Here is a 20,635-nt window from a genome sequence, read left to right as displayed (position 1 = left end):
TTATATATATATCGAATTATAGTAAATTGCAACCAAACGACACTCAACTACATGCGTGCCATCTCATCACGAATACCTTTATATGGATTTCATCCCACAGTTAGGGTTTTGTTTGCAAAGCCAGTGGTCGGCCCAGCCAGCCAAGTGCCTCATGCCACCTCGCCGAAATGCAACCGTTCCTGCCCAACACGCGCCTAGCCCGACTCAGGTAGCGCCGCCGTAACGAACGCGGCTTCCAGCCGCGCGGTGCGCTCGACCGCCGCCGTCATGCGACGCCGTCAGCCCACAGTGCACAGCTCTCAGCACCCGGTGCGCCCTAATTAAGCGTCCCCTCTAGCTCCACCTGTTTGGATGGCTTTACGAAGAAAGGCTGCGATCAATGGATGACTGACATGTTTCAAAGCCGAACGCTCAGGTTGAAATAACGTCCCCATAAAGAAAGGATGCTGATCGAGCTCCATGATGCGAACTTCACCATCAAGATCTGTTCCGGCAATGCGCAAGCCCGCTTTTTCTAACATAGGGCCAAATTCGGGGTTCAAGCCGTAATTGCAAATCCCATACTGTTCAACAATCTCATGGGTTCCATAAATATTTGCCGCTTTTGAACCGGGGCTCAGCTTAAACGTATGTATCTTTTCACTGACCGAGCATGTGAGAGGAGCAACCAGTATCAAAGAAGCGGAAGGATTTTCCTCGGCGTGATCGGCTTCAGCAAGTCCCAGGACATTTCTGGCAAACTCAATCATCATATGCTGAAAACCGCCGCACGTGCCTAAAAAGGGAATCCGGCGCTCGCGGGCAAACCGGATGCCATTGAGGGCGCCTTGCATGCTGCGGTAAGGGCTGGCAGGAACTACCCAAAGCGCATGATACTTGGCAAGCTTCCGCTCGCAATCTTGATCCAGCGAAGGGGTGGGAACCCATTCAAAATGGATGGAGACACCCAGATCATTTGCCGCCAATTGGATCGCTTGAGGTATAGCTGCATGTGCCGTGACTTCCGCATCGTAATCGCCAATTAATCCGATTTGATACACGCTTACACATCCTCTCCAATTTTACTCAAAAAATTAATTATAAAAGCTGCATATCCTTAAAATCAATAGTTGAATTTCTGAAAGTATTCGATGAGGAACGTCAAGTTTCCCCGGTTTCTCCAGGCTTGTCCGATGAATACCGCATTGTCGGCAGAGGCTTAATCTAGTATCATTGAGGGTACTGCATATTTAGGAATGAACTAGAAATTTTGGGAGGGAAATAGGTATGAAAATATTGTTCATCGGCGGTACCGGACTCATTAGTGAAGCTGTCTCCAAGTTAGCTGTGGAGAAGGGGCATGAGCTGTATTTATTCAATCGGGGAGGGCGCAGCAGCTTTGTTCCCGAAGGAGCGCACATCATTACGGGCGACATTCGCGATGCCGCGGCCGCTTCGCGGACTTTGCAGCCCTACGATTTTGACGTTGTCGTGGATTGGATCGCCTTTACCCCCGACCATGTGCAAACGGATATCGAGCTGTTTCAAGGAAAGACCAAGCAGTACATTTTCATCAGCTCCGCCTCCGCGTACCAAAAACCGCTCCAGCATTATCTCGTCACGGAGCAAACGCCGCTGGACAATCCGTTCTGGCAATATTCGCGCGACAAAATCGCCTGCGAAACGCTGCTCATGGAAGCGTACGGGCGGAACGGGTTCCCTGTGACCATCGTGCGGCCGTCCCATACGTACGGCAATACGATGATTCCGTCGGCGCTGAACAGCCGGCAGCATCCGTGGTCGCTCATAGACCGCATGCGCAGCGGCAAAAAAATCATCGTGCACGGAGACGGCTCATCCCTGTGGACGATGACGCATAACAGCGATTTTGCCAAAGGTCTGTTCGGTTTGCTGGGCAATGAAGCGGCCATCGGGGAGGCGTTTCACATTACTTCCGATGAGGTTCTGTCCTGGAATCAGATCTACGGCTTGATTGGCCGGGCGGCAGGCGTGGAGCCCGAACTTATACATATTTCATCCGATTTTCTGTGCGCGCGTTCCCCGGAGCTGGCCGGTGGGCTGTATGGCGACAAAGCGGTCAGCAGCGTATTCGACAACAGCAAAATCAAACGGTACGTGCCGGAGTATGCGGCGACTGTCCCGTTTGCCGAAGGGATTCAGCGCACGATCCGCTGGTTCGAAGCGGACCCGCACCGCTGTATGGTGGATGACGCCTGGAATATGTGGATGGACGGCATGATTCAAGCTTTTGAAACGGGCATACGCTCGTAACGCCGGAATTATTTTTTTCGATGTTCAGGAGGATTCGCATGCAGCAAACGAAAAGCGTAAATTCGCTTCATCAATATTCCAACATGCTGCAAAAATACTTGCTACCGCAGCGGAAAGCTTTGACCGTGCTTGCTCTGCTGCTTTTTGTTTCCATCGGTATGCAGCTTATCAATCCGCAAATTATCCGATTTTTTATCGATACGGCGCAATCCCAGGGGGAAATGACGCCGCTATACACTGCCGCGGGCTTATTTATCGCGTTTTCTCTCGCGCATCAGCTGATTTCCGTCGCAGTTACGTATTTTAGCGAAAATATCGGGTGGAAAACGACCAATACGCTCCGCGTGGATTTGGCCGCTCACTGCCTGTCTCTGGATATGTCTTTCCATAAATCGCATACGCCGGGGGCGCTGATCGAGCGGGTTGACGGCGATGTGAATGCGCTGGCCAACTTTTTTTCCAGCATGATGATTCATCTGGTCGGCAATTTGCTTTTAATGATCGGGATTGTTGTCCTGCTGTTCCGGGAAAATTGGATGATCGGCGCGGGGATGGCGCTGTTCGTGCTTTTTGCGTTTGTTATCATTCAGCGGATTCGCAAATTCGCCGTCCCCGTATGGTCGGGGTGGAGGCAGGCGTGCGCCGAGTTTTACGGGTTTATCGGGGAGCATCTGGAAGGCACCGAAGATATTCGGGCCAACGGGGCCGCCGGATTTGTGATGGGACGCTTTTATGCGATGCTTCGCCGGATGCTGCCGCTGCGCATCAAAGCGTTCCTTGGATTTTGCGCGATGTGGAACACGTCGATTCTCGTGTTTGTTCTCGGGAATGCGCTTGCATTCGGCATTAGCGCTTACTTGTGGCACACCGAGCATATTTCGCTTGGCACCGTGTATTTGATTTTCTTCTACACCGAGCTGCTGGCAAAGCCGATTGAGAAAATCAGGACGCAAATGGAAGATTTGCAAAAAGCCGACGCCAGCATCAGCCGCATCCGCGAGCTCTTCGAGACGCGCTCGCGGATCGCGGACGGTCCCGGCGCGCCGCTGCCGCAAGGGCCGCTGGGCGTGGCGTTTCGCGATGTGACTTTTAGCTACGAGAGCGACAGCGACGCCGGAGCGCCGACGATTGAGGAGCTAAACGTAACGCTGCGTCCGGGAGAAGTGCTGGGCCTGCTCGGGCGGACGGGGAGCGGGAAGACGACGCTGGCGCGGCTATTGCTCCGCTTTTACGATCCGCAGCACGGCTCCATCGAGCTGGGCGGCGTCGACATTCGCAGCTGCACGCTCAACGACTTGAGGCAACGCGTGGCGATGGTCACGCAAAATATCGAAATTATGCAGGGATCGGTCAGAGACAACCTGACCTTTTACGACGATACCGTGCCTGACGGGCGGATTGTCGAAGTGCTGCGCGACCTCGGCCTGGAAGCGTGGTACGAGTCGCTGCCGGAAGGGCTGGACACGCAGCTTGCTTCCGGGGGCGGAAGCCTTTCGGCAGGCGAAGCGCAGCTGCTCGCTTTTGCCCGGGTGTTTCTGACGGAACCGGGGCTGGTCATTATGGACGAAGCTTCGTCAAGGCTCGATCCGCTAACGGAGCAGCGCATCGAGAAAGCGATCGGCAAGCTGCTGGCCGGCCGCTCCTGCATTATGATCGCGCATCGGCTCGCTACGGTGCAGCGGGCGGACCAGATCGTCATTTTGGAAAACGGCCGGATTCTGGAGTCGGGCAGGCGCGAGCAGTTGGTTGCGGACCCGTCATCCCGGTTCAGCCGGCTGCTTGCCACCGGCCTTGAGGAGGTGCTCGCTTAGCGATGAAGACGCATCAATATTTGTGGCGGTTAATTATGTACCGTCCCGTTCTATATTGGATAAATGCGGCGGCATGGACGGTCATTTATTTGGCTCCGATCGCACCCGGACTTGTGACCAAGGAGTTTTTCGACTTTTTGGCCGGCCAATCGGCTGCGGGGTTCGGCGTATGGGGCATTATCGCGCTTCTCCTGGGCGCTGCGCTCGGCCGGATGATGCTGATCCTGATGGGCTTTATTACGGATGTAAACTTCCGCTTCCGCATGGGTATGCTGCTGCGGCGCAACTTGCTGGAGCATGTGCTCAAGCAGCCGGGAGCGCGGGCGATTCCGGTTTCTCCGGGGGAGGCGATCAGCCATTTCCGCGATGACGTCGACCATTCGGAAGAAGCGGCGAGCTGGTCGGTGGACGTATTCGGGATGACCTGTTTCGCTGCCGTATCCAGCTGGATTCTTATTCGCATCGATGCGCAGATGACGCTGCTTGTCTTTTTGCCTTTGGTGCTTGTCGTATCGGCAGCCCAACTGGCCACCGCGCGATTGCAAAAATACCGCGCAGCCAGCCGGGAAGCGACGTCCCGCGTGACCGGCGAGATCAGCGAGATGTTCGGGAACGTGCAGGCGATTCAGGTGGCCGGCGCCGAGCGGCGGGTCATCGGCCGTTTTGCCCGTTCGGGCGATGAACGGAGAAAGGCGATGATTAAGGACCGCCTGATGAGCGAACTGCTCGATTCGGTCTTTTCCAACTCGGTCAACCTCGGCACGGGGCTGATCTTGCTATTGGCAGGGCAAAAAATGCGCGCAGGCACTTTTTCCGTCGGCGATTTTGCGCTGTTCGTCTATTATTTGACGTTCGTCACGCAGTTCATTTCCAATGTCGGCAAATTTTTGACTTATTTCAAGCAGATGAGCGTCGCCCTCGAACGGCTTACTTTGCTGCTGCAGGGGGCTTCCGCCAAAGTGCTGACGATGGTCAGGCCGCTGCATCTCCGTAAAAGCGGCGGATTCGCTGCGGCAAGCCGGGGAATGGCTGCGGACGGCGGTGAAAGCGTCGACCCGGATGCGCCGGACGATCGCACCGCGAACGCCGGCGCCCTGCGGCGTCTTAGCGTAAAAGGGCTGTCGTACCGCTACGCGGATACGGGGAGGGGTATTGCGGACGTGGCATTCAGCCTCGAGCGGGGATCGTTCACCGTCGTCACGGGAGCGATCGGCTCCGGCAAAACGACGCTCGTCCGCACGCTGCTCGGCCTGCTGCCGAAGGCGAACGGCACGGTGGAATGGAACGGCAGGGAGGTCGAGGATGCCGGATCGTTCTTCATCCCGCCGCGCAGCGCCTACACGGCGCAGGTTCCCCGGTTGTACAGCGATACGCTGCGGAACAACATTTTGTTAGGTCAGGCCGGCGGCGAGGACAGCTTGAAGCGGGCGGTCTACGCCGCGGTGATGGAGGAGGACGTCGCTCATTTGCAGGACGGGCTCGAGACGGTCATCGGCCCGCGCGGGGTCAAGCTGTCCGGCGGCCAGGCGCAGCGGACGGCGGCAGCCCGCATGCTCGTGCGCGACGCCGAGCTGTACGTGTTTGACGATCTGTCGAGCGCGCTTGACGTCGAGACGGAGCAAAAGCTTTGGGAGCGGCTGTTCAGGCTGAGGGGCGATGCCACCTGCCTGGTCGTGTCGCACCGCAAAGCGGCTCTCAGCCGGGCCGACCGCATCATCGTGATGAAGGACGGACGAATTGAAGCGGAAGGCACTTCCGCAGAGCTTTTGCAAGGCAGCGCCACCTTCCGCGAATTGTGGTACGGCGATGACAGAGGCTCGTCAGGGACAGCCGGCTAACCGATAAAACGGATCAGCTCGCCGACGAATTTTTCCAAATACTTTTGGTCGATTGCATCGAATCTGTCCTTGACGGGGCTGTCGATATCGAGAACGCCGATCAGCTCGTTATGCTTGATCAGCGGGATGACGATCTCCGATTGCGAAGCGGCGTCACACGCAATGTGGCCGGGAAATTGATGGACATCGGCGACCCGGACGGTTTGTCTTTGGAGAGCGGATGTCCCGCACACGCCTTTGCCGAGAGGAATTCGCACGCAGGCGGGGAGACCTTGAAAGGGACCGAGCACAAGCTCGTTGTTTTTCAGCAAATAAAAGCCCGCCCAATTCACTTCCTGAAGAAAAGAGCGAAGCAGGGCCGACGCGTTGGCCAGATTGGCGGTTTGGTCCGATTCGCCTTCCAACAAAGAGGTCAGCTGTTTGATGAGCGTTTCGTAGTCGTCCTCTCTCGATCCGGTATAGCTGGCAGATTGGAACATGGGGAATCCTCCGTTTTCGTAAGGTGATGGCAGTTTCTTTCTTCAAATAACCTTAGCGCGCCGGAGGCGGCAAGTCAACAGAGCGTCGCGAGGGCGGGGTGCCGCATATTTTTGGCAAGTTCCGCTTTCTTTGTTATCATAGGTCATAGGTACAATATCCAATTAAAGAAAGCGGTGAAGAGAGGATGACAGAGCATGCGCATGAAACCGGCGGATATGAGCTGGCGACATTTGCAGGAGGATGCTTTTGGTGCATGGTAACCCCCTTTGAGGAGATGCCGGGCATCGTGAAGGTTGTCTCGGGATATACCGGAGGACACACGGTGAACCCAACGTACGAAGAAGTTTGTTCGGAAACGACCGGGCACGCGGAAGCGGTGCAAATCACGTTTGATCCGAAGCTGTTCCCTTACGAGAAGCTGCTGGACATTTTTTGGCGGCAAATTGATCCGACCGATGCCGGCGGTCAGTTTTATGACAGAGGCTCGTCGTATCGCAGCGCGATCTTTTACCATAGCGAGGAGCAGCGGGAGCAGGCGGAAGCGTCCAAGCTGGAGCTGGAACAAAGCGGACGCTTTGATCGCCCGGTCGCGACGGAAATCGTGGCGGCAGGCGTATTTTATCCGGCGGAAGAGTACCATCAGGATTATCACCATAAAAATCCGCTCCGTTACAAAATGTACCGGAAAGGTTCCGGCCGTGACGCTTTTATCGAAAATCACTGGAACACCGACAAAGACAAGGAAGCGCGCAGGGGCAACTTGACGAAGCTTCAATATGAAGTTACGCAAAATAGCGCGACCGAGCCGCCGTTTCAAAATGAGTTTTGGGACCATCACGAAGAAGGCATTTACGTAGATATCGTCTCAGGGGAACCGCTGTTCAGCTCGCGGGACAAATTTGATTCGGGCTGCGGCTGGCCGAGCTTTACCCAACCTTTGTATGCCGGCACGATCAAAGAGAAGCAGGATTTAAGCCATTTCATGGTGCGCACCGAAGTGAGGAGCCAGGAGGCCGACTCGCATCTCGGACACGTGTTTAACGACGGGCCTGGGCCGACCGGACTGCGCTATTGCATCAATTCCGCCGCACTGCGCTTCATCCCGGTTGACGATCTTGAAAAAGAAGGCTACGGAGCATACTGCCGACTTTTTGATTAATGCAAAAGCTGCAATTCCTCCATCTCAGCATGGAGGGGGCGCGGCTTTTTTGCCTATATAATCGATGAACGTCGGTGATCCGGCGTCATAATTCTCCAACGCGGTCAGGGCTTTGCCGCCCAAAGACGGCGGTGCTGGCGATCGCGCAGCGGCTCTTTTCTCATGCGCGCCTCTCCCGGCGCGGGCTGCAGCGCTGCACGGCGGGCGGTTACGCGCCGGAGAGGCAGTACCGCGCGCAGCTCTCCGCACGCGGTGTTGCGCCGCATGACGGGGGCCGGTCGGCCACATGGCCGGCTTGGGGAGAAAACCTGCGAAAGTGCAGGTTTTTTCTGAGAAAGCGATTCATTTTGGCAAAAAGCCTGCAAAAGTGCAGGAATTTTCGCTGAAAATGAATCTGAGCCCCTGTGCGTGGCGAAAAGCCTGCACAAATGCAGGAATGTTTCGTTTTCAGCGTATGAACGAGCAAAAGCCTGCACTTTTGCAGGCTTTCTCCGCGCGCTCAGGCAATTAGGCGGCCGGGCTCAATACGAATCGGCCGAAGCGCTCCCAAAAGTGCTGGAAATGAGGATGTAGCAAGTGCTTTGTTTGCTCGTACAGTAACGGGACCATCAATAAGTATCGGGTGACAAGAACATGATCTCATTCTTTTTCGCGATTAATCATACTTCTGCTTGACACTGGAGTTGTTATTGATTTATTATGAGGAAAATTTAGGTATGTAGGAAGGAGCGTGAGCGAGGATGAAAAAGGCATTTGGATATGAGCGCATTCAACTGTGGAGCCCATCGGAAGGCGACCATTTATTTATAAACGCCCCAAAGCCTTATACCTCGCCACGCGGCCTTTTTTCGATATCCCTATCTCCCTGACGACAGGGAGGAATTGCAGGCAAAATTGCGTTATTTTTGACGCATTTGTCCGGATATGAAAAGACCGCTGGAGTCCAGCGGTCTTTTTGTTTTATAAGGCGATGGGGGAATAATAAAAAAAGGGTTGACAGCAAAAATAACCAGTGATAAGATCATAATCAGTAAAGCGGTAAAACATTAAAGTGATAAAGCGCGAAAGCAAAAAAGTGTAACATTGTAAAAACTACGAAGAAAGGAAGGGATAGGCCATGAGAAAGCCATTATTTATGAATCCATGCGAGCAGTCTAATCAGCAACAGCCATTTGGCTATCATGAGATATCGATCATTCATGAGCATGCCGATATTTGGCGCGAGAGCGGCAGTAAAGGGGCATTTAGCAACTTTCTTAAAGCCTATATCCAGCCAATCAAAAGTAGTTTTTACGTGCCACGTTTGGGCCGTGCAATCCTAAAAAGAGGAGGAACGGCGCTAACGTGATCATGAATCGCGGACCGTTCTGAATCTGAATCCGTTGATCCATAGATTTGTACGTAAAAGGCTACTTGCACCCTTGGCGAGTGGTCCATTTGTGTTTGTCGTAATTCCGGACTACCGGGTTAGGCGAAACGATACAAGTGGAACCGCAATGGGCGAGTAGCCTTTTCTACACCGTAATAACGAACATATGTTTCATTGAGAGCGGGGTTATTGCACTCGTATTGAAAACGAGCGCCTCCAAGGGTTCAAAAGACCAAAGGTGAAGCCGGCTAACTCGGCAATCAGCAAAATCGTCGATCACAGGTCAAATCCTGCTCGACCCTCCAAATACTTGGCGCATTAGGCAAGCGGTCTAAGCCACAGGACTTTCAATCCTGCATTCGCTCGGTTCGAATCCGGCATGCGTCACCAAAATGCGGAATTAGTTTAACGGAAGAACGGGTGCCTCCCAAGCATTCGGTATGGGTTCGATTCCGGTTGATCTCCCTATATTGCCTCTTAGCCAAGTTGGTAAGGCAGCGGCCTTTGAAGCCGCGATCCCAGGTTCGAGCCCTGGAGGGGCAGCCATGCGGCTGTGATGGAATGGCAGACATACGAGCCTCAGATGCTCGTGCAGCGAAAGCTCACCTGTGGGTTCAAGTCCCACTTGCCGCACCAAAAAGTACATAAATGAACGGTTCGCAGAGTGTGAGTCGACCATGAGTTGGGTTCAGAGTTGTGGTTGAACGAAACACAAGCTGTAAAAAATCTGTGGGAGATTAACCCGCTCCAAGCAAGGATTTACCGTGTCCACAAGCTGGCGTAGCTCAATTGGCAGAGCAACTGACTTTTAATCAGTAGGTCAAAGGTTCAAATCCTTTCGCCGGCACCAATATGGGAGAGTAGCGAAGAGGCTAAACGCAGCTGACTGTAAATCAGCTTCCTTCGGGGCTCGGCGGTTCGAATCCGTCCTTTCCCACCATCGGGATGTAGTTCAGCTTGGTAGAACGCTAGTTTCGGGTACTAGAGGTCATCGGTTCAAGTCCGGTCATCCCGGCCATATGACGTAGTGGTGAAGCGGCATAACACACCTGTCTTTCGAACAGGGATTCGCGGGTTCGAATCCCGTCTACGTCTCCAATTCGGTTCCATAAACGCACTGTTAATGTATGTAATGCAGGTTCGAGTCCTTTCGATTCCACCAATTATGTAGGGGTCCATGTTCCTCGGCCGGCGAGTCTGCCTCCAAAGCAGACTGTGGTGGGTTCGATGCCCACGCCCCCTGCCAATCTTCGGGGTATAGAATGGCGGTGTGAGAGTTAAACCAAAACTTTGCCGCCGCGGCAAGTATTTGCTTTAATAAACTCGCGGCAAACATTTGCTTTAATTGCTGGACCTGTATGCAAGTCGTGGGAACAGGGAGCAATTCAACAGGCATTATGCGAGGTACGAAGCCTTCTATCACCGGGAAATGGGTCTGCAACCACCTCAGGAGATAAGAAGCCGTATGGCGTCCTATTTGGGATGAAGCGACTAATAGGCATAAAGACTTAAAGCAGAGAGCAATTCTCTCTGCTTTTTTTGTGTTTTTTGACAGAAATCGCGGTTTTGTGAGAATTTTGTGAGAACCGTTTGATAAAATGTGGATGAAGTTGAGCGGGAGTCGTCGATTCCATGGCTAAAGCAAGTTCGATTTGTATACGGAATTTCAGCATCTGCTCTTGCAGGACATACCTTTGTCACAGGTCCCGGAAATTGGAACATCAACGTTTCATTATGGGAGGGAGAGATAGGGAGGGGATGTCGGGAACACGTCCATATTCACACCGATTTCCGAAACCACGGTAATGGCGGAAAACAGGTTTTTCATGGACGGAACAGTCAAGATCAAGTTGATTTCATCTAGGTAGGACTCGGCAAGGGAAAGCTTCAGTTCAGGAAGTTTCTCCTTCATGGAGCTGTGAATGAGTGGTTCGATATCAAAAGAAGTATCGGACGATTGTCCAAGAGCTTGTCAATGATGTTCATGGAGGAGCTTTTGCTGAAGGTATCCGAAACCACATTTCCAAGCTGAATGTTAGCACTACAACGTAGTCTAAAAACGCTGGACATCAACAACAAAGTTGGTGGAAGCGATGCAGGCCACAATAAAGGTTTTGTAGACGTTGATTCCGCAACAGACAGGGTGCGTGCTCGAAGCGACACTTATTTGTGCTTGGAAAGGCAATCTACACATATAACCATGCGGTCACTCCGTAAAAAGAGGCGGCCCACTCACCTCCACGTGATTTGTAATGTACTGATATCCCTGTAACTCAAGAATACAGAAAAATCGCTCACGGCGAACGGATTTCATTCCGTTTTGTGCCTTGAGCGAAGCGAAAGGAATGGATATAACCATGAAAGCAAGAAAGCAGCATTTGAAACTAAAAAGACTTGTTTTTGCAGGGGCACTGATACTCAGTATGATTATTCAACTGCTGTCTGTGCCGCCGGCGGCGGTTCATGCAGCCGGCAGCGCCGCATTTACCAAAGCCTACATAACAAGCTATAATACCGGCGTGGTGGATGTGGTGGACTTGACCACCAACACGGTACAAAAGGCCAAAATAACAGTAGGGACCCAACCTAATAGTGCAGGGTTTAACCCCAACGGCACCCAAGTCTTTGTTACCAACAGGGGCAGCAACACCGTTTCGGTGATTGACCCGGCTACTGATACGGTGGTTAGAACAATACCAGTCGGTTCCGCGCCTTTTGGTGTAGCCTTTAACGCAGATGGCAGCAAGGCCTACGTGGCAAACAATGGTAGCAACACACTCTCTGTGATCGATACAAATACCCTTGCTGTTACCAAAACGATACCGGTATCCCTTGGTCCAGCTGCCATGGTAGTGGTTAATGGGAAGCTTTATGTCACTTGTAGTTCAAATAGTGTTTTTATTGTGGATGTCGCTAGTGATACCGTCATCGCACCTACAATTATGGTGGGTACTCACCCTTTTGGTCTATCGGCTAATCCTGCCGGCACCAAGATCTATGTGGCAAACCAAACCAGCAATACTGTGTCGGTCATCAATGTTGCTAACAATGCTGTGGAAGCAACAATTAATATAAGTAATCAACCCAGCGCAACGGAAGTCACCCCCGATGGCAGTAAGGTTTATGTGGCAAGTAGCAATAGCAATAATATTTCTGTCATTGATACCGCTACGAACACTGTGACAGCTACCATTATAGTTGGCAACTTGCCTTTTGTTGTGGGTATCTCAAAAGATGGAAGCCGTGCCTATTCGGTTAATTACCTCTCCAATAGCATGAGCGTGATTGATACCTCCAATAATACCGTGATTCAGACGATAGGTTTGAGTTCAGGTCCATTTATGGTGGGAACCTTCATGGTTCCTACGGCGGTGGCCTTGGCCGCCGCAACGCCAGCGCCAGTGCTGACAGCCGCGCCAGGGCCGGGAACGGCGCCGGGGACAACAGTGGTTGCAGCGACCGCAGGAGCAGGCAGCCGACTGGTGGTGAAAGTATCGTCCAGCAGCATCGCTACCCCCGATGCGGGAGACGCTGCGCCAACAGGAACGGGAGTGATCGATCCGTATACGCAGGGAGCAGATATTAGCGGAGCGGATGCGACAACGAACAAGTATGTGGGCGTGTATGAAGTGAACAGCAGCAACCAGATCGTAAGCTTCAAACTTATTACGCTGACGGCGGCAAATATCAACAATCCCGCTCCAGTGCTGGCAACCGTGCCAGGGCCGGGAACGGCGCCGGGGACAACAGAGGTTGCAGCAACCGCAGGAGCAGGCAACCGTCTGGTCGTGAAAGTATCGTCTAGCAGCATCGCTACCCCCAATGCGGGAGACGCAGTGCCAACAGGAACGGGAGTGATCGATCCGTATACGCAGGGAGCAGATATTAGCGGAGCGGATGCGACAACGAACAAGTATGTGGGCGTGTATGAAGTGAACAGCAGCAACCAGATCGTAAGCTTCAAACTTATTACGCTGACGGCGGCAAATATCAACAATCCTACTCCAGTGCTGACAGCCGCGCTAGGGCCGGGAACGGCGCCGGGGACAACAGAGGTCGCAGCAACCGCAGGAGCAGGCAACCGTCTGGTCGTGAAAGTATCGTCCAGCAGCATCGCTACCCCCAATGTGGGAGACGCAGCGCCGACAGGAACGGGAGTGACAGATCCGTATACGCCGGGAACAGATATTAGCGGAGCGGATCCGACAACGAACAAGTATGTTGGCGTGTATGAAGTGAACAGCAACAATCAGATCGTAAGCTTCAAGCCTATTACGCTGACAGCGGCTAATATCAACAATCCTACTCCAGTGCTGACAGCCGTGCCAGGGCAGGGAGCGGCGCCGGGAACGACGGTAGTTTCTGCGATTTATGGAAACGACAACCATCTGGCCGTAAAAGTATCGTCCAGCAGCATTGCTGCACCGAATGCGGGAGACGCAGTGCCGACAGGAGCAGGGGTCATCAATCCATACGTTCCGGGCTCTAACATTTCTGGCGTCGATGCGACAACGAACAAATACGTTGGCGTGTATGAAGTCAACGCAAACAACCAAATTGTAAACTTCAAGCAGATCATCCTGGGAGCAGGCGATGTAAATAGCAATAGCGCGCCAACGCCGGTAGTTACAGCTTCGGCCGCACCGGGTGGCGCATCTGGAACGACGGTAGTTTCCGCAGTTTACGGAAACGGCAATCACCTAGTCGTGAAAGTATCGCCCATCAGTATTGCTACTCCAAATGTAGGAGATGCTGCACCTAATGGTGCAGGAGTCACCAATCCGTACATTTCGGGTACAGACATTCCCGGTGTAGATGCGGCAAGCAACAAATTTGTTGACGTATATGAGGTCAATGCAAACAACCAGATCGTCGGCTTCAAACAGATTGTTCTTACAACAAGCACCGTCAATAATAAACAAGCAGCCGTACTGGCAGCAACAATAACACCGGGAACAACTTCAGGAACAACGGCAGTTGCAGCCGCGCCAGAGGCAGGCAACCATCTGGTGGTTATCGTATCGTCCGGCAGCATCGCCACTCCGAATGAAGGAGATGCTGTGCCGACAGGAGCGGGGGTCACCAATCCATACATTCCGGGCACAAACATTTCTGGCATCGATACGGCAACCAATAAATATGTCGGGGTGTACGAAGTCAACGCCAATAATCAAGTTGTACGCTACAAACTCATTACGCTAACCTCTGCGGATATTAAACAAAATTCCTCAGGTGGAAGTGATAGTGGAAGTGGTAACGGTAGCGGAAACAATAACGGAAGCGGCACCACGACTACACAGCCTGCCACTCCCTCAGCGGGGAATACAAGCGTGGATATTTTTGTGAACGGCAAGGTTGAAAGTGCTGGAACTTCTGTGACAACGAACGAAGGAAATAAGTCGGTAACAACAATCACAGTGGATCCGCAAAAACTGAATCAAAGGCTGGAAAGTGAAGGGAATCATGCGATCGTTACAATACCGATGAACACGAAGGCTGATATTGTTATCGGAGAATTGAACGGGCAGATGGTGAAAGCTATGGAGAATAAGCAGGCGGTAGTCGAAGTAAAGACGGAGACTGCTACTTATACTCTACCTGCGCAGCAAATCAACATCGACTCCATATCCGCTCAGATCGGCAAGTCTGTAGCGTTGCAGGACATCAAGGTGCAAATCGAAATCGCGACTCCGACAGCGGATACGTTGAAAGTTGTTGAAAATGCAGCAGCCAAAGGAACGTTTACGCTTGTCGCACCGCCGCTGAACTTTACGGTGAGAGGCACCTACGGAGAAAAAACCATCGAAGTATCGAAGTTCAACACCATTGTGAAACGCACCCTTGCGATACCGGACGGCGTTGACCAGAACAAGATCACTACAGGCGTTGTCGTCGAGCCTGATGGAACCGTACGCCATGTGCCGACCAAAGTTGTTGCGATCGATGGCAAGTATTATGCGAACATCAATAGCTTGACCAACAGCACCTATGCCTTGATATGGCACCCGATGACGTTTGCGGATGTAGAAGGGCACTGGTCGAAAGACGCGGTGAACGATATGGCTTCGCGCCTTGTGGTAACCGGTATCGATGCAACGCATTACAATCCTGACATGGCGATCACTCGTGCCGAGTTCACAGCGATTATCGTTCGCGCGTTGGGACTGGCCGATAACGGGAAAATCTCTCCATTCGGCGATGTGATGGCTGGTGAATGGTACGTCGGCGCGGTGGCGAAAGCGCAGGAATACGGCATCATTGAAGGATATGAGGACGGAACGTTTGGTCCGAACAAAACAATCACCCGCGAAGAAGCAATGGCGATGATCGCGCGGGCGATGAAGTGGACGGGACTTAACGCAAGCGTCAGCGGCGCGGAAGCGGAATCAATGCTCTCCACGTTTGTGGATGGTGCGTCGGTAGATGCATGGGCGAAACAAGCAGTTGCAGCGACCGTGAAGAGCGGGTTAGTTCAAGGCAGAGATGCCGGAGTCAACCCGACGAGCGACATCACGAGAGCGGAAACGGCGGCTATCGTTCAGCGGATGCTGGAAAAGGCTAAATTGATCGACAACCGTAATTCCAAGTAATAGATAGCTCTGAGCGGGGCCGTCCAAAAGCGGATATGAAGCTGAGGGACGGCCCTTGCTTTAGATGTTAGAAGATTACGGAATACACCGACATCGATTACTGAAGGAGGATGCTTCATGACAAAAGTGCTGGTCGTTGACGATGCGGTATTTATGAGGACAATAATCAAAGACATTATTCTCAGTATGGGGCATGAAATCGCAGGCGAGGCATCCGACGGCCACGAAGCCGTAAAGCTCTATGCTTTGATGCGCCCGGACCTCGTGACTATGGACATCACAATGCCGGATATGGACGGCGTAGCTGCTGTCAGAGAAATACGGAAGATCGACCCGAAAGCCAAAATCATCATGTGCTCGGCCATGGGTCAGCAGGCGATGGTTCTCGACGCTATTACTGCCGGTGCCAAGGACTTCATCGTAAAGCCGATCCAAAAAGAAAGGGTTATCGAGGCGATCAACAAGGCGTTATAGGAGGCATGAGAACGTGATTAATGTAATGGCTGTCAGTGGTGATCCATTCGCCTTACGTCATGCTGAAACCGTGCTGAGTGCGTTAGAAATTGTGTGGATTTGCTCTCTTTTCACGAATCCCCGAGAGCTTCTGGAGCAGTTGCCCAGAGCATCCGTCGATCTTGTGCTAATTGATTTGGACATGAATAGATCCGGCATTCATGGTCTACAGTTGGCAAATGTCATCCAGTCTTCCAGACCAGACATTTCTATTGCTTTCGTGGCTTCAAACAGCGATTAAGTCTTCGAAGCGTTTGATATGGGGGTACTGGACTATATCGTGAAGCCGCTAACGGAGGAGCTGACCGCGAAACGAAAAAACCATTTCGGTTACGAGTTGCTTCTACTTAGATGAGTATCTAACGGACTTGATGATCTCGTGGTTCCCGATTATTGTCAAACAGGGCCGAGCCCGAAGAAATGGTCACATAATTATTATTATGTAACCAATCGGCAAATTTTTTGGGTCTAGGTATTTGCAAGTAGTCATACGTCCAAACAACCCACCCGCCCGGGACATATAATGCCATTGCAAGTGATTCATTAGCAGAAGGAGGTGTTTGGTATGGGCGCGTACGGAGCTGGCATGGGCAGCTGCGCAGGTTACGGTATGGGAACTAGCACTGCTGCTATTTTGGTTCTTTTCATCCTTCTGGTTATTATTTCGGTGACTTTTGCTTGGTAATACTGACAACAACCTAAATGAGACTCTTTCGGATAAAAAATATGGCTGCGTCCCGACAATCGATGCCGGGGTGGTTTGGCAGAAATGCAAGGGAACTTCGCGTTCCCTGTTACATAAGATCGCGACGATAACCGCGCGGGAGTATCCCCGCCTGGGGCTATCGTCTTTTTTGCTTTTCCGGGCACAAAATACAACGTGCCGGAGGGAACGATCGCGTCTCCCGTTACATAATTTAAACATATAAATGAAGGAGGGAACGGCATGGCAGAGGAATGGGAAGTCGGCACGGCGGCCAAAGCCGGGACGAACAGGCTGCAATTATGCCCGCCGCAAGCCAAAATATTGGCAATCGGGGCCGGTTCTATTTTGCTCTCGCTGGTCGCGTCGCTGCTCGAATCCGGAATGACCCATGTGCATGTGCGGATGACGGACCCGGCGCCGGCCGACCGGCAGCGGTTAAGGAATATGGCGGAACGCGTCCGCCGGACGGATCCCGGGGCCGTCATCGAAGAGATCGTCCCTGAACAGGAAGGAACGGATAGTTGGCGGGAACTCGTTCGGCCGTTTCATTGGATATTGTATGTATCTCAGGAAAACCGTGTGGAACAATTGCGCGCTCTTCACTCAGTTTGCCGGGAGGAAAAGAAGCTTTTTTTGCCGGCCGTATGCATTCGGCAGACAGGTTTGGCAGGCCCGCTCATACATCCGGACTCCGAAATTTGCTGGGAAACGGCGTGGCGCCGGATTCACCGATCGGTGTTTGACACACAGCCGTCCGCACAAGCTTGCTCTTCTGCCGCAGCTGCGATGCTTGCGAATGCGCTTGTATTTGCAATGCTGCAAGCGTCCGATCAAGCTTCCGGGCACATTTATATACTGAATCTGGCAACATTGGAGGGGGAAGTACACTTGTTGTTCCCCCATCCGCTTGTGAGCGGCCGCCCGGCGGGCGTACAAGTCCAACATAGAGAGCAGCGGCTGCAACAAAACTCGGTCATCCGGGGCGAGCCTTCCCCGTGGTTTTCTTATTTTAAGCGATTGACTTCGGCGGTAACCGGCATTTTTCATACGTGGGAGGAAGGGGACTTGAGGCAGCTTCCGATTGCCCAATGCCGGGTGCGGGTGGCGGACCCGCTGTCGGTAGGGCCGGCCGAGCTGCTGACGGATGTTACGTGTGCCGGCTTTACCCATGAGGAAGCGCGCAGGGAAGCCGGTTTGGCCGGAATGGAAGCTTATGCGTCGCGAATGTCCGATTGGATCGCGCTGCCGTCGCCTGCCGGGAACGGGAGCAGGAACGAGCAGGACCGGCGGCTGGAATTTATCGGCTTCGGAGCCGGCGTGACGTTTGCCGAAGGCGTTTGCCGCGCATTGCAAACGTGTTTGGCGCATGAACTGGGCAAGCGCTCTGCGCACCAAAGCCCAGCTGTCCGGGAAATCCAGCTGCATAAAATCGAAGATCGCCGCTGCCGCTTTTATTTAACGTCCTTAACTATTTTGCAAGGAACGCCGACCGTCGGCTTGGGAGAGAATCTGTCCGGTTTCCCCGTCGTGTGGGTCGGGACAGACGGGGGCTGGCATGGATGCGCCGGCTTAACTACGACCTTGGCGCTGCGTGCCGCTCTGCTGCAGGCGCTGCAGCAAGCGCAAGTTGCTGCAGCAGGGGGTGCTGCACAGGCTGAAGCTGAGGAGAAGAACGTGCGGGAAGCGCTGGAGTCGTGCAAAGCGCCCACGGATCAAGCGAAGCCTCTTTTCGCGGAAGGCCTGGCGCCGCTCGTCCTTGACATTCCCTCGATGGAAGAGGCGGGGGAGGCGGATATTTTACGGTCAGCCATGCAAATTTTGGAACTGAACCGCAAGTGGCTTTTCATTTACGACATCGGACTTGAGCCCTTCGGGAATGATGAGCCGGTACAACTGTTCGCCACGCTGCTGCGAGAGGAGGAGCTATCCTGATGAAAGCTGTAGTAGCCGTTGTCGGAGAAGGTTTATTGGCGGACTTCGTCTGCGGGGAACTCTCCGACCACTATACAATAGTTCGACAACCCGGTTTCACAACAGGGATCCCGCAGGCGGCGGAACTTGTTTTGGCTGCGGACGATAACGGGCATTCCTGCGATTATTTCGAGATTGAGGAACGGATGCGGCCGACCGGCATTCCGTGGCTTCGCGGCTTCCTTTTATCGGACGAAGGTGTGGTTGGGCCCTTGATTCGTCCGGGTTTGCCGGGATGTTCCCAATGCGCCGACAACCGGCGCTTCATTGCAGGACACGGCAGCGGGGAGACGCCGGATTGGCTCACAGCCGAACCCGAGGGGGCGGCCCCCAAGGCGGCTTCATTGCGTCCGGGAATTCGGCAGACGGCACATCTGCTGGCGGCGGAGACGCACCTGGCGCTGCAAGGCGGACGGCCGTATACCGAAGAACACGTCTACCTGATAAACCTGAAAACGCTGAAAAGCTCCGTTCATCATTTTTTGCCTGATCCGTTGTGCCCGGTATGCGGGTGTCTGCCCGACGATTCAAGAGAAGCGGCCCGTATATCCTTGCAGCCCAGACCCAAGCTCAGCGCCGGCAGCTATCGCTCCCGTTCGCTCATCGGCTTGCGGGAAGTTTTGCTTCAAGATTACCGGGATGCCCGAACAGGGCTTTTTAACGCACACATGTACGACCTTGTTTCGCCGTTTGCCGCCGTTGGCATGAATATGCCGTCGTTCGCGACCGGTGACGTGGTGACAGCAGGGCGCAGCCATTCTTATGCGGAAAGCGAATTGACCGCGATTTTGGAAGGATTGGAACGGCGCTGCGGCATGGCCCCTCAAGGCAGACGCACCGTGGTTCGCGACAGCTACAACCGTCTGGCCGGGCAAGCGCTGAATCCGGTTCAAGCGGGGTTATATGCGAAGGAGCAGTACGAGCTGCCGGATTTTCCGTGCGAGCCGTTTGATCCCGACTGTGACGTCGATTGGGTGTGGGGCTATTCTTTGCTGCAGGAGCGGCCGATTCTCGTTCCGGAAAGCCTCGTTTATTACAGCTCCGGCGGCGGGGACGGTTTGGTTCAGGAGGGCTCCAACGGCTGTGCGTTGGGCGGGAGTCTGGAGGAAGCCGTTTTATACGGGATTTTGGAAGTGGCGGAGCGCGATGCGTTCCTGATGACCTGGTATGCGCAGCTGCCCGTCCCGCGGCTGGACCCATTTTCCGCCGATGACCGGGAATTGGAGTTAATGGTGGAGAGGCTGCGGCAGGTTGCCGGATACGATGTCCATTTGTTCAATATAACGATGGAGAATGGGATACCAAGCATTTGGGCGCTGGCCAAAAACGGCGGGGGTCCGGGAAAAATGAATCTGCTCTGCGCAGCGGGAGCCCATCTGGACCCCGTGAAGGCGGCGAAAAGCGCTATACACGAATTGGCCGGCATGATGTTCATACTGCAAGACAAGTTTCTGGCGGAGCAGGAGAATTTGGAGGCCATGCTTCGCGATCCGTTCAAGGTGCTGCAAATGGAAGATCATGTCATGCTCTACGGGCTGCCCCAAGCGGAGGAGCGGCTGCAGTTTTTGCTGGATGCCCGGCGTCCGCTGCGAACGTTCAGCCAAGAATTCCAACCTCAGGCAAGGCATATGGATTTGACCGACGATCTAAAGGAGCTCATTCAAACGTTTCGCCGCTTGAACCTCGATATGATCGTCGTGGATCAAACGATGCCGGAAATTTCGCGCAACGGTCTGCATTGTGTCAAAGTGCTCATACCCGGCATGCTGCCGATGACGTTCGGGCATCATCTGACCCGTTTAACGGGCCTGGAGCGGCTGTTTAACGTACCGGCGGAATTGGGCTATGCGGCGCAGCCGCTGACGGCCGAACAGCTCAACCAGCATCCGCATCCGTTTCCATGATTCAAATAAACACTCCGCGGTTG

At 53.5% G+C, this 20,635-nt stretch carries 14 protein-coding genes, 7 tRNA genes and 1 pseudogene; 20 read left to right on the top strand and 2 right to left on the bottom strand.

All coding sequences use genetic code 11. The annotated features are described in order from the left end of the window. Positions 1 to 320 precede the first annotated feature (320 nt). Positions 321 to 1,040: a CTP synthase C-terminal region-related (seleno)protein gene (locus tag AC3G2T_RS24025; RefSeq protein WP_488437149.1), complete on the bottom strand. Its 720-nt coding sequence runs from the start codon at positions 1,038 to 1,040 to the stop codon at positions 321 to 323. A gap of 226 nt (positions 1,041 to 1,266) precedes the next feature. Here AC3G2T_RS24025 and AC3G2T_RS24020 point away from each other — a divergent pair, with 226 nt between their 5' ends. Genes AC3G2T_RS24020 through AC3G2T_RS24010 form a run of 3 tightly spaced genes read left to right on the top strand, consistent with a single transcriptional unit; the run spans position 1,267 to position 5,920 of the window. After that, positions 1,267 to 2,271, top strand: coding sequence for an SDR family oxidoreductase (locus tag AC3G2T_RS24020; protein WP_488437148.1), 1,005 nt, complete (start codon positions 1,267 to 1,269; stop codon positions 2,269 to 2,271). Positions 2,272 to 2,309: 38 nt separating this feature from the next. Beyond that, entirely contained in the window at positions 2,310 to 4,082 is a 1,773-nt protein-coding gene (locus AC3G2T_RS24015; protein WP_488437147.1) for an ABC transporter ATP-binding protein, read from the top strand. Between the two features lie 2 nt (positions 4,083 to 4,084). Beyond that, positions 4,085 to 5,920: an ABC transporter ATP-binding protein gene (locus tag AC3G2T_RS24010; RefSeq protein ID WP_488437146.1), complete on the top strand. Its 1,836-nt coding sequence runs from the start codon at positions 4,085 to 4,087 to the stop codon at positions 5,918 to 5,920. Here the strand turns inward: AC3G2T_RS24010 and AC3G2T_RS24005 are convergent. Then, positions 5,917 to 6,399: a GAF domain-containing protein gene (locus AC3G2T_RS24005; RefSeq protein WP_488437145.1), complete on the bottom strand. Its 483-nt coding sequence runs from the start codon at positions 6,397 to 6,399 to the stop codon at positions 5,917 to 5,919. The two genes, AC3G2T_RS24010 and AC3G2T_RS24005, sit on opposite strands and share 4 nt — an antisense overlap. A 185-nt stretch (positions 6,400 to 6,584) precedes the next feature. Between AC3G2T_RS24005 and msrA the strand changes: the two genes are divergently transcribed. From msrA to AC3G2T_RS23920, 17 genes and pseudogenes are all read left to right on the top strand, one after another. Then, positions 6,585 to 7,559 (top strand): peptide-methionine (S)-S-oxide reductase MsrA, encoded by a 975-nt coding sequence (gene msrA / locus AC3G2T_RS24000; protein ID WP_488437144.1) that lies wholly within the window; start codon positions 6,585 to 6,587, stop codon positions 7,557 to 7,559. A gap of 286 nt (positions 7,560 to 7,845) precedes the next feature. After that, the gene (locus AC3G2T_RS23995; protein ID WP_474680924.1) at positions 7,846 to 8,070 is read left to right on the top strand and encodes a hypothetical protein; all 225 of its coding nucleotides are present in this window, start codon (positions 7,846 to 7,848) and stop codon (positions 8,068 to 8,070) included. Between the two features lie 606 nt (positions 8,071 to 8,676). Continuing rightward, positions 8,677 to 8,907, top strand: a complete 231-nt coding sequence (locus AC3G2T_RS23990) for a hypothetical protein (RefSeq protein ID WP_474680925.1) — start codon at positions 8,677 to 8,679, stop codon at positions 8,905 to 8,907. Between the two features lie 333 nt (positions 8,908 to 9,240). Then, positions 9,241 to 9,318, top strand: a tRNA-Glu gene (locus tag AC3G2T_RS23985). Positions 9,319 to 9,399: 81 nt separating this feature from the next. Next, positions 9,400 to 9,474, top strand: a tRNA-Gln gene (locus AC3G2T_RS23980). 1 nt (position 9,475) lies between these two features. Next, positions 9,476 to 9,564, top strand: a tRNA-Leu gene (locus AC3G2T_RS23975). A 138-nt stretch (positions 9,565 to 9,702) separates the two neighbouring features. Further along, positions 9,703 to 9,778: transfer RNA gene (locus AC3G2T_RS23970), tRNA-Lys, on the top strand. A 4-nt stretch (positions 9,779 to 9,782) separates the two neighbouring features. Then, positions 9,783 to 9,868, top strand: a tRNA-Tyr gene (locus AC3G2T_RS23965). 1 nt (position 9,869) lies between these two features. Further along, a tRNA-Pro gene (locus tag AC3G2T_RS23960) sits at positions 9,870 to 9,946 on the top strand. A 3-nt stretch (positions 9,947 to 9,949) separates the two neighbouring features. Further along, positions 9,950 to 10,026 (top strand) — tRNA-Glu (locus tag AC3G2T_RS23955). Positions 10,027 to 11,273: 1,247 nt separating this feature from the next. Further along, a pseudogene (locus AC3G2T_RS23950) lies at positions 11,274 to 12,263 on the top strand (beta-propeller fold lactonase family protein); the annotation flags it as partial. A 21-nt stretch (positions 12,264 to 12,284) separates the two neighbouring features. Then, positions 12,285 to 15,518 carry an S-layer homology domain-containing protein gene (locus AC3G2T_RS23945; RefSeq protein WP_488437155.1) on the top strand — a complete coding sequence of 1,078 codons (3,234 nt, stop codon included), beginning with the start codon at positions 12,285 to 12,287 and terminating at the stop codon, positions 15,516 to 15,518. A gap of 117 nt (positions 15,519 to 15,635) precedes the next feature. After that, entirely contained in the window at positions 15,636 to 15,992 is a 357-nt protein-coding gene (locus AC3G2T_RS23940; protein WP_474680927.1) for a response regulator, read from the top strand. Positions 15,993 to 16,005: 13 nt separating this feature from the next. After that, positions 16,006 to 16,272: a response regulator gene (locus AC3G2T_RS23935; RefSeq protein ID WP_488437143.1), complete on the top strand. Its 267-nt coding sequence runs from the start codon at positions 16,006 to 16,008 to the stop codon at positions 16,270 to 16,272. Positions 16,273 to 16,596: 324 nt separating this feature from the next. Then, a complete protein-coding gene (locus AC3G2T_RS23930; RefSeq protein WP_474680929.1) occupies positions 16,597 to 16,716 on the top strand; it encodes a YjcZ family sporulation protein in 120 nt (39 codons plus the stop codon). A 261-nt stretch (positions 16,717 to 16,977) separates the two neighbouring features. Continuing rightward, positions 16,978 to 18,669, top strand: coding sequence for a bacteriocin maturation protein (locus AC3G2T_RS23925; RefSeq protein WP_488437142.1), 1,692 nt, complete (start codon positions 16,978 to 16,980; stop codon positions 18,667 to 18,669). Continuing rightward, positions 18,669 to 20,612 carry a TOMM precursor leader peptide-binding protein gene (locus tag AC3G2T_RS23920; RefSeq protein ID WP_488437141.1) on the top strand — a complete coding sequence of 648 codons (1,944 nt, stop codon included), beginning with the start codon at positions 18,669 to 18,671 and terminating at the stop codon, positions 20,610 to 20,612. The genes AC3G2T_RS23925 and AC3G2T_RS23920 overlap by 1 nt, the downstream gene beginning before the upstream one ends. Positions 20,613 to 20,635 lie beyond the last annotated feature (23 nt).

It is taken from the genome of Paenibacillus sp. sgz302191, assembly GCF_057749925.1.
The sequence above is the reverse complement of the archived record's forward strand: the minus strand, read 5'-3'. Positions and strand labels throughout refer to the sequence as shown.

Excerpts from the sequence above, each read along its gene's own strand:
- AC3G2T_RS24020 (WP_488437148.1), top strand. The coding sequence starts at position 1,267 with ATGAAAATATTGTTCATCGGCGGTACCGGACTCATTAGTGAAGCTGTC.
- AC3G2T_RS24015 (WP_488437147.1), top strand. The coding sequence starts at position 2,310 with ATGCAGCAAACGAAAAGCGTAAATTCGCTTCATCAATATTCCAACATG.
- AC3G2T_RS24010 (WP_488437146.1), top strand. The coding sequence starts at position 4,085 with ATGAAGACGCATCAATATTTGTGGCGGTTAATTATGTACCGTCCCGTT.
- AC3G2T_RS24005 (WP_488437145.1), bottom strand. The coding sequence starts at position 6,399 with ATGTTCCAATCTGCCAGCTATACCGGATCGAGAGAGGACGACTACGAA.
- msrA (WP_488437144.1), top strand. The coding sequence starts at position 6,585 with ATGACAGAGCATGCGCATGAAACCGGCGGATATGAGCTGGCGACATTT.
- AC3G2T_RS23995 (WP_474680924.1), top strand. The coding sequence starts at position 7,846 with ATGGCCGGCTTGGGGAGAAAACCTGCGAAAGTGCAGGTTTTTTCTGAG.
- AC3G2T_RS23990 (WP_474680925.1), top strand. The coding sequence starts at position 8,677 with ATGAGAAAGCCATTATTTATGAATCCATGCGAGCAGTCTAATCAGCAA.
- AC3G2T_RS23945 (WP_488437155.1), top strand. The coding sequence starts at position 12,285 with ATGGTTCCTACGGCGGTGGCCTTGGCCGCCGCAACGCCAGCGCCAGTG.
- AC3G2T_RS23940 (WP_474680927.1), top strand. The coding sequence starts at position 15,636 with ATGACAAAAGTGCTGGTCGTTGACGATGCGGTATTTATGAGGACAATA.
- AC3G2T_RS23930 (WP_474680929.1), top strand. The coding sequence starts at position 16,597 with ATGGGCGCGTACGGAGCTGGCATGGGCAGCTGCGCAGGTTACGGTATG.
- AC3G2T_RS23925 (WP_488437142.1), top strand. The coding sequence starts at position 16,978 with ATGGCAGAGGAATGGGAAGTCGGCACGGCGGCCAAAGCCGGGACGAAC.
- AC3G2T_RS23920 (WP_488437141.1), top strand. The coding sequence starts at position 18,669 with ATGAAAGCTGTAGTAGCCGTTGTCGGAGAAGGTTTATTGGCGGACTTC.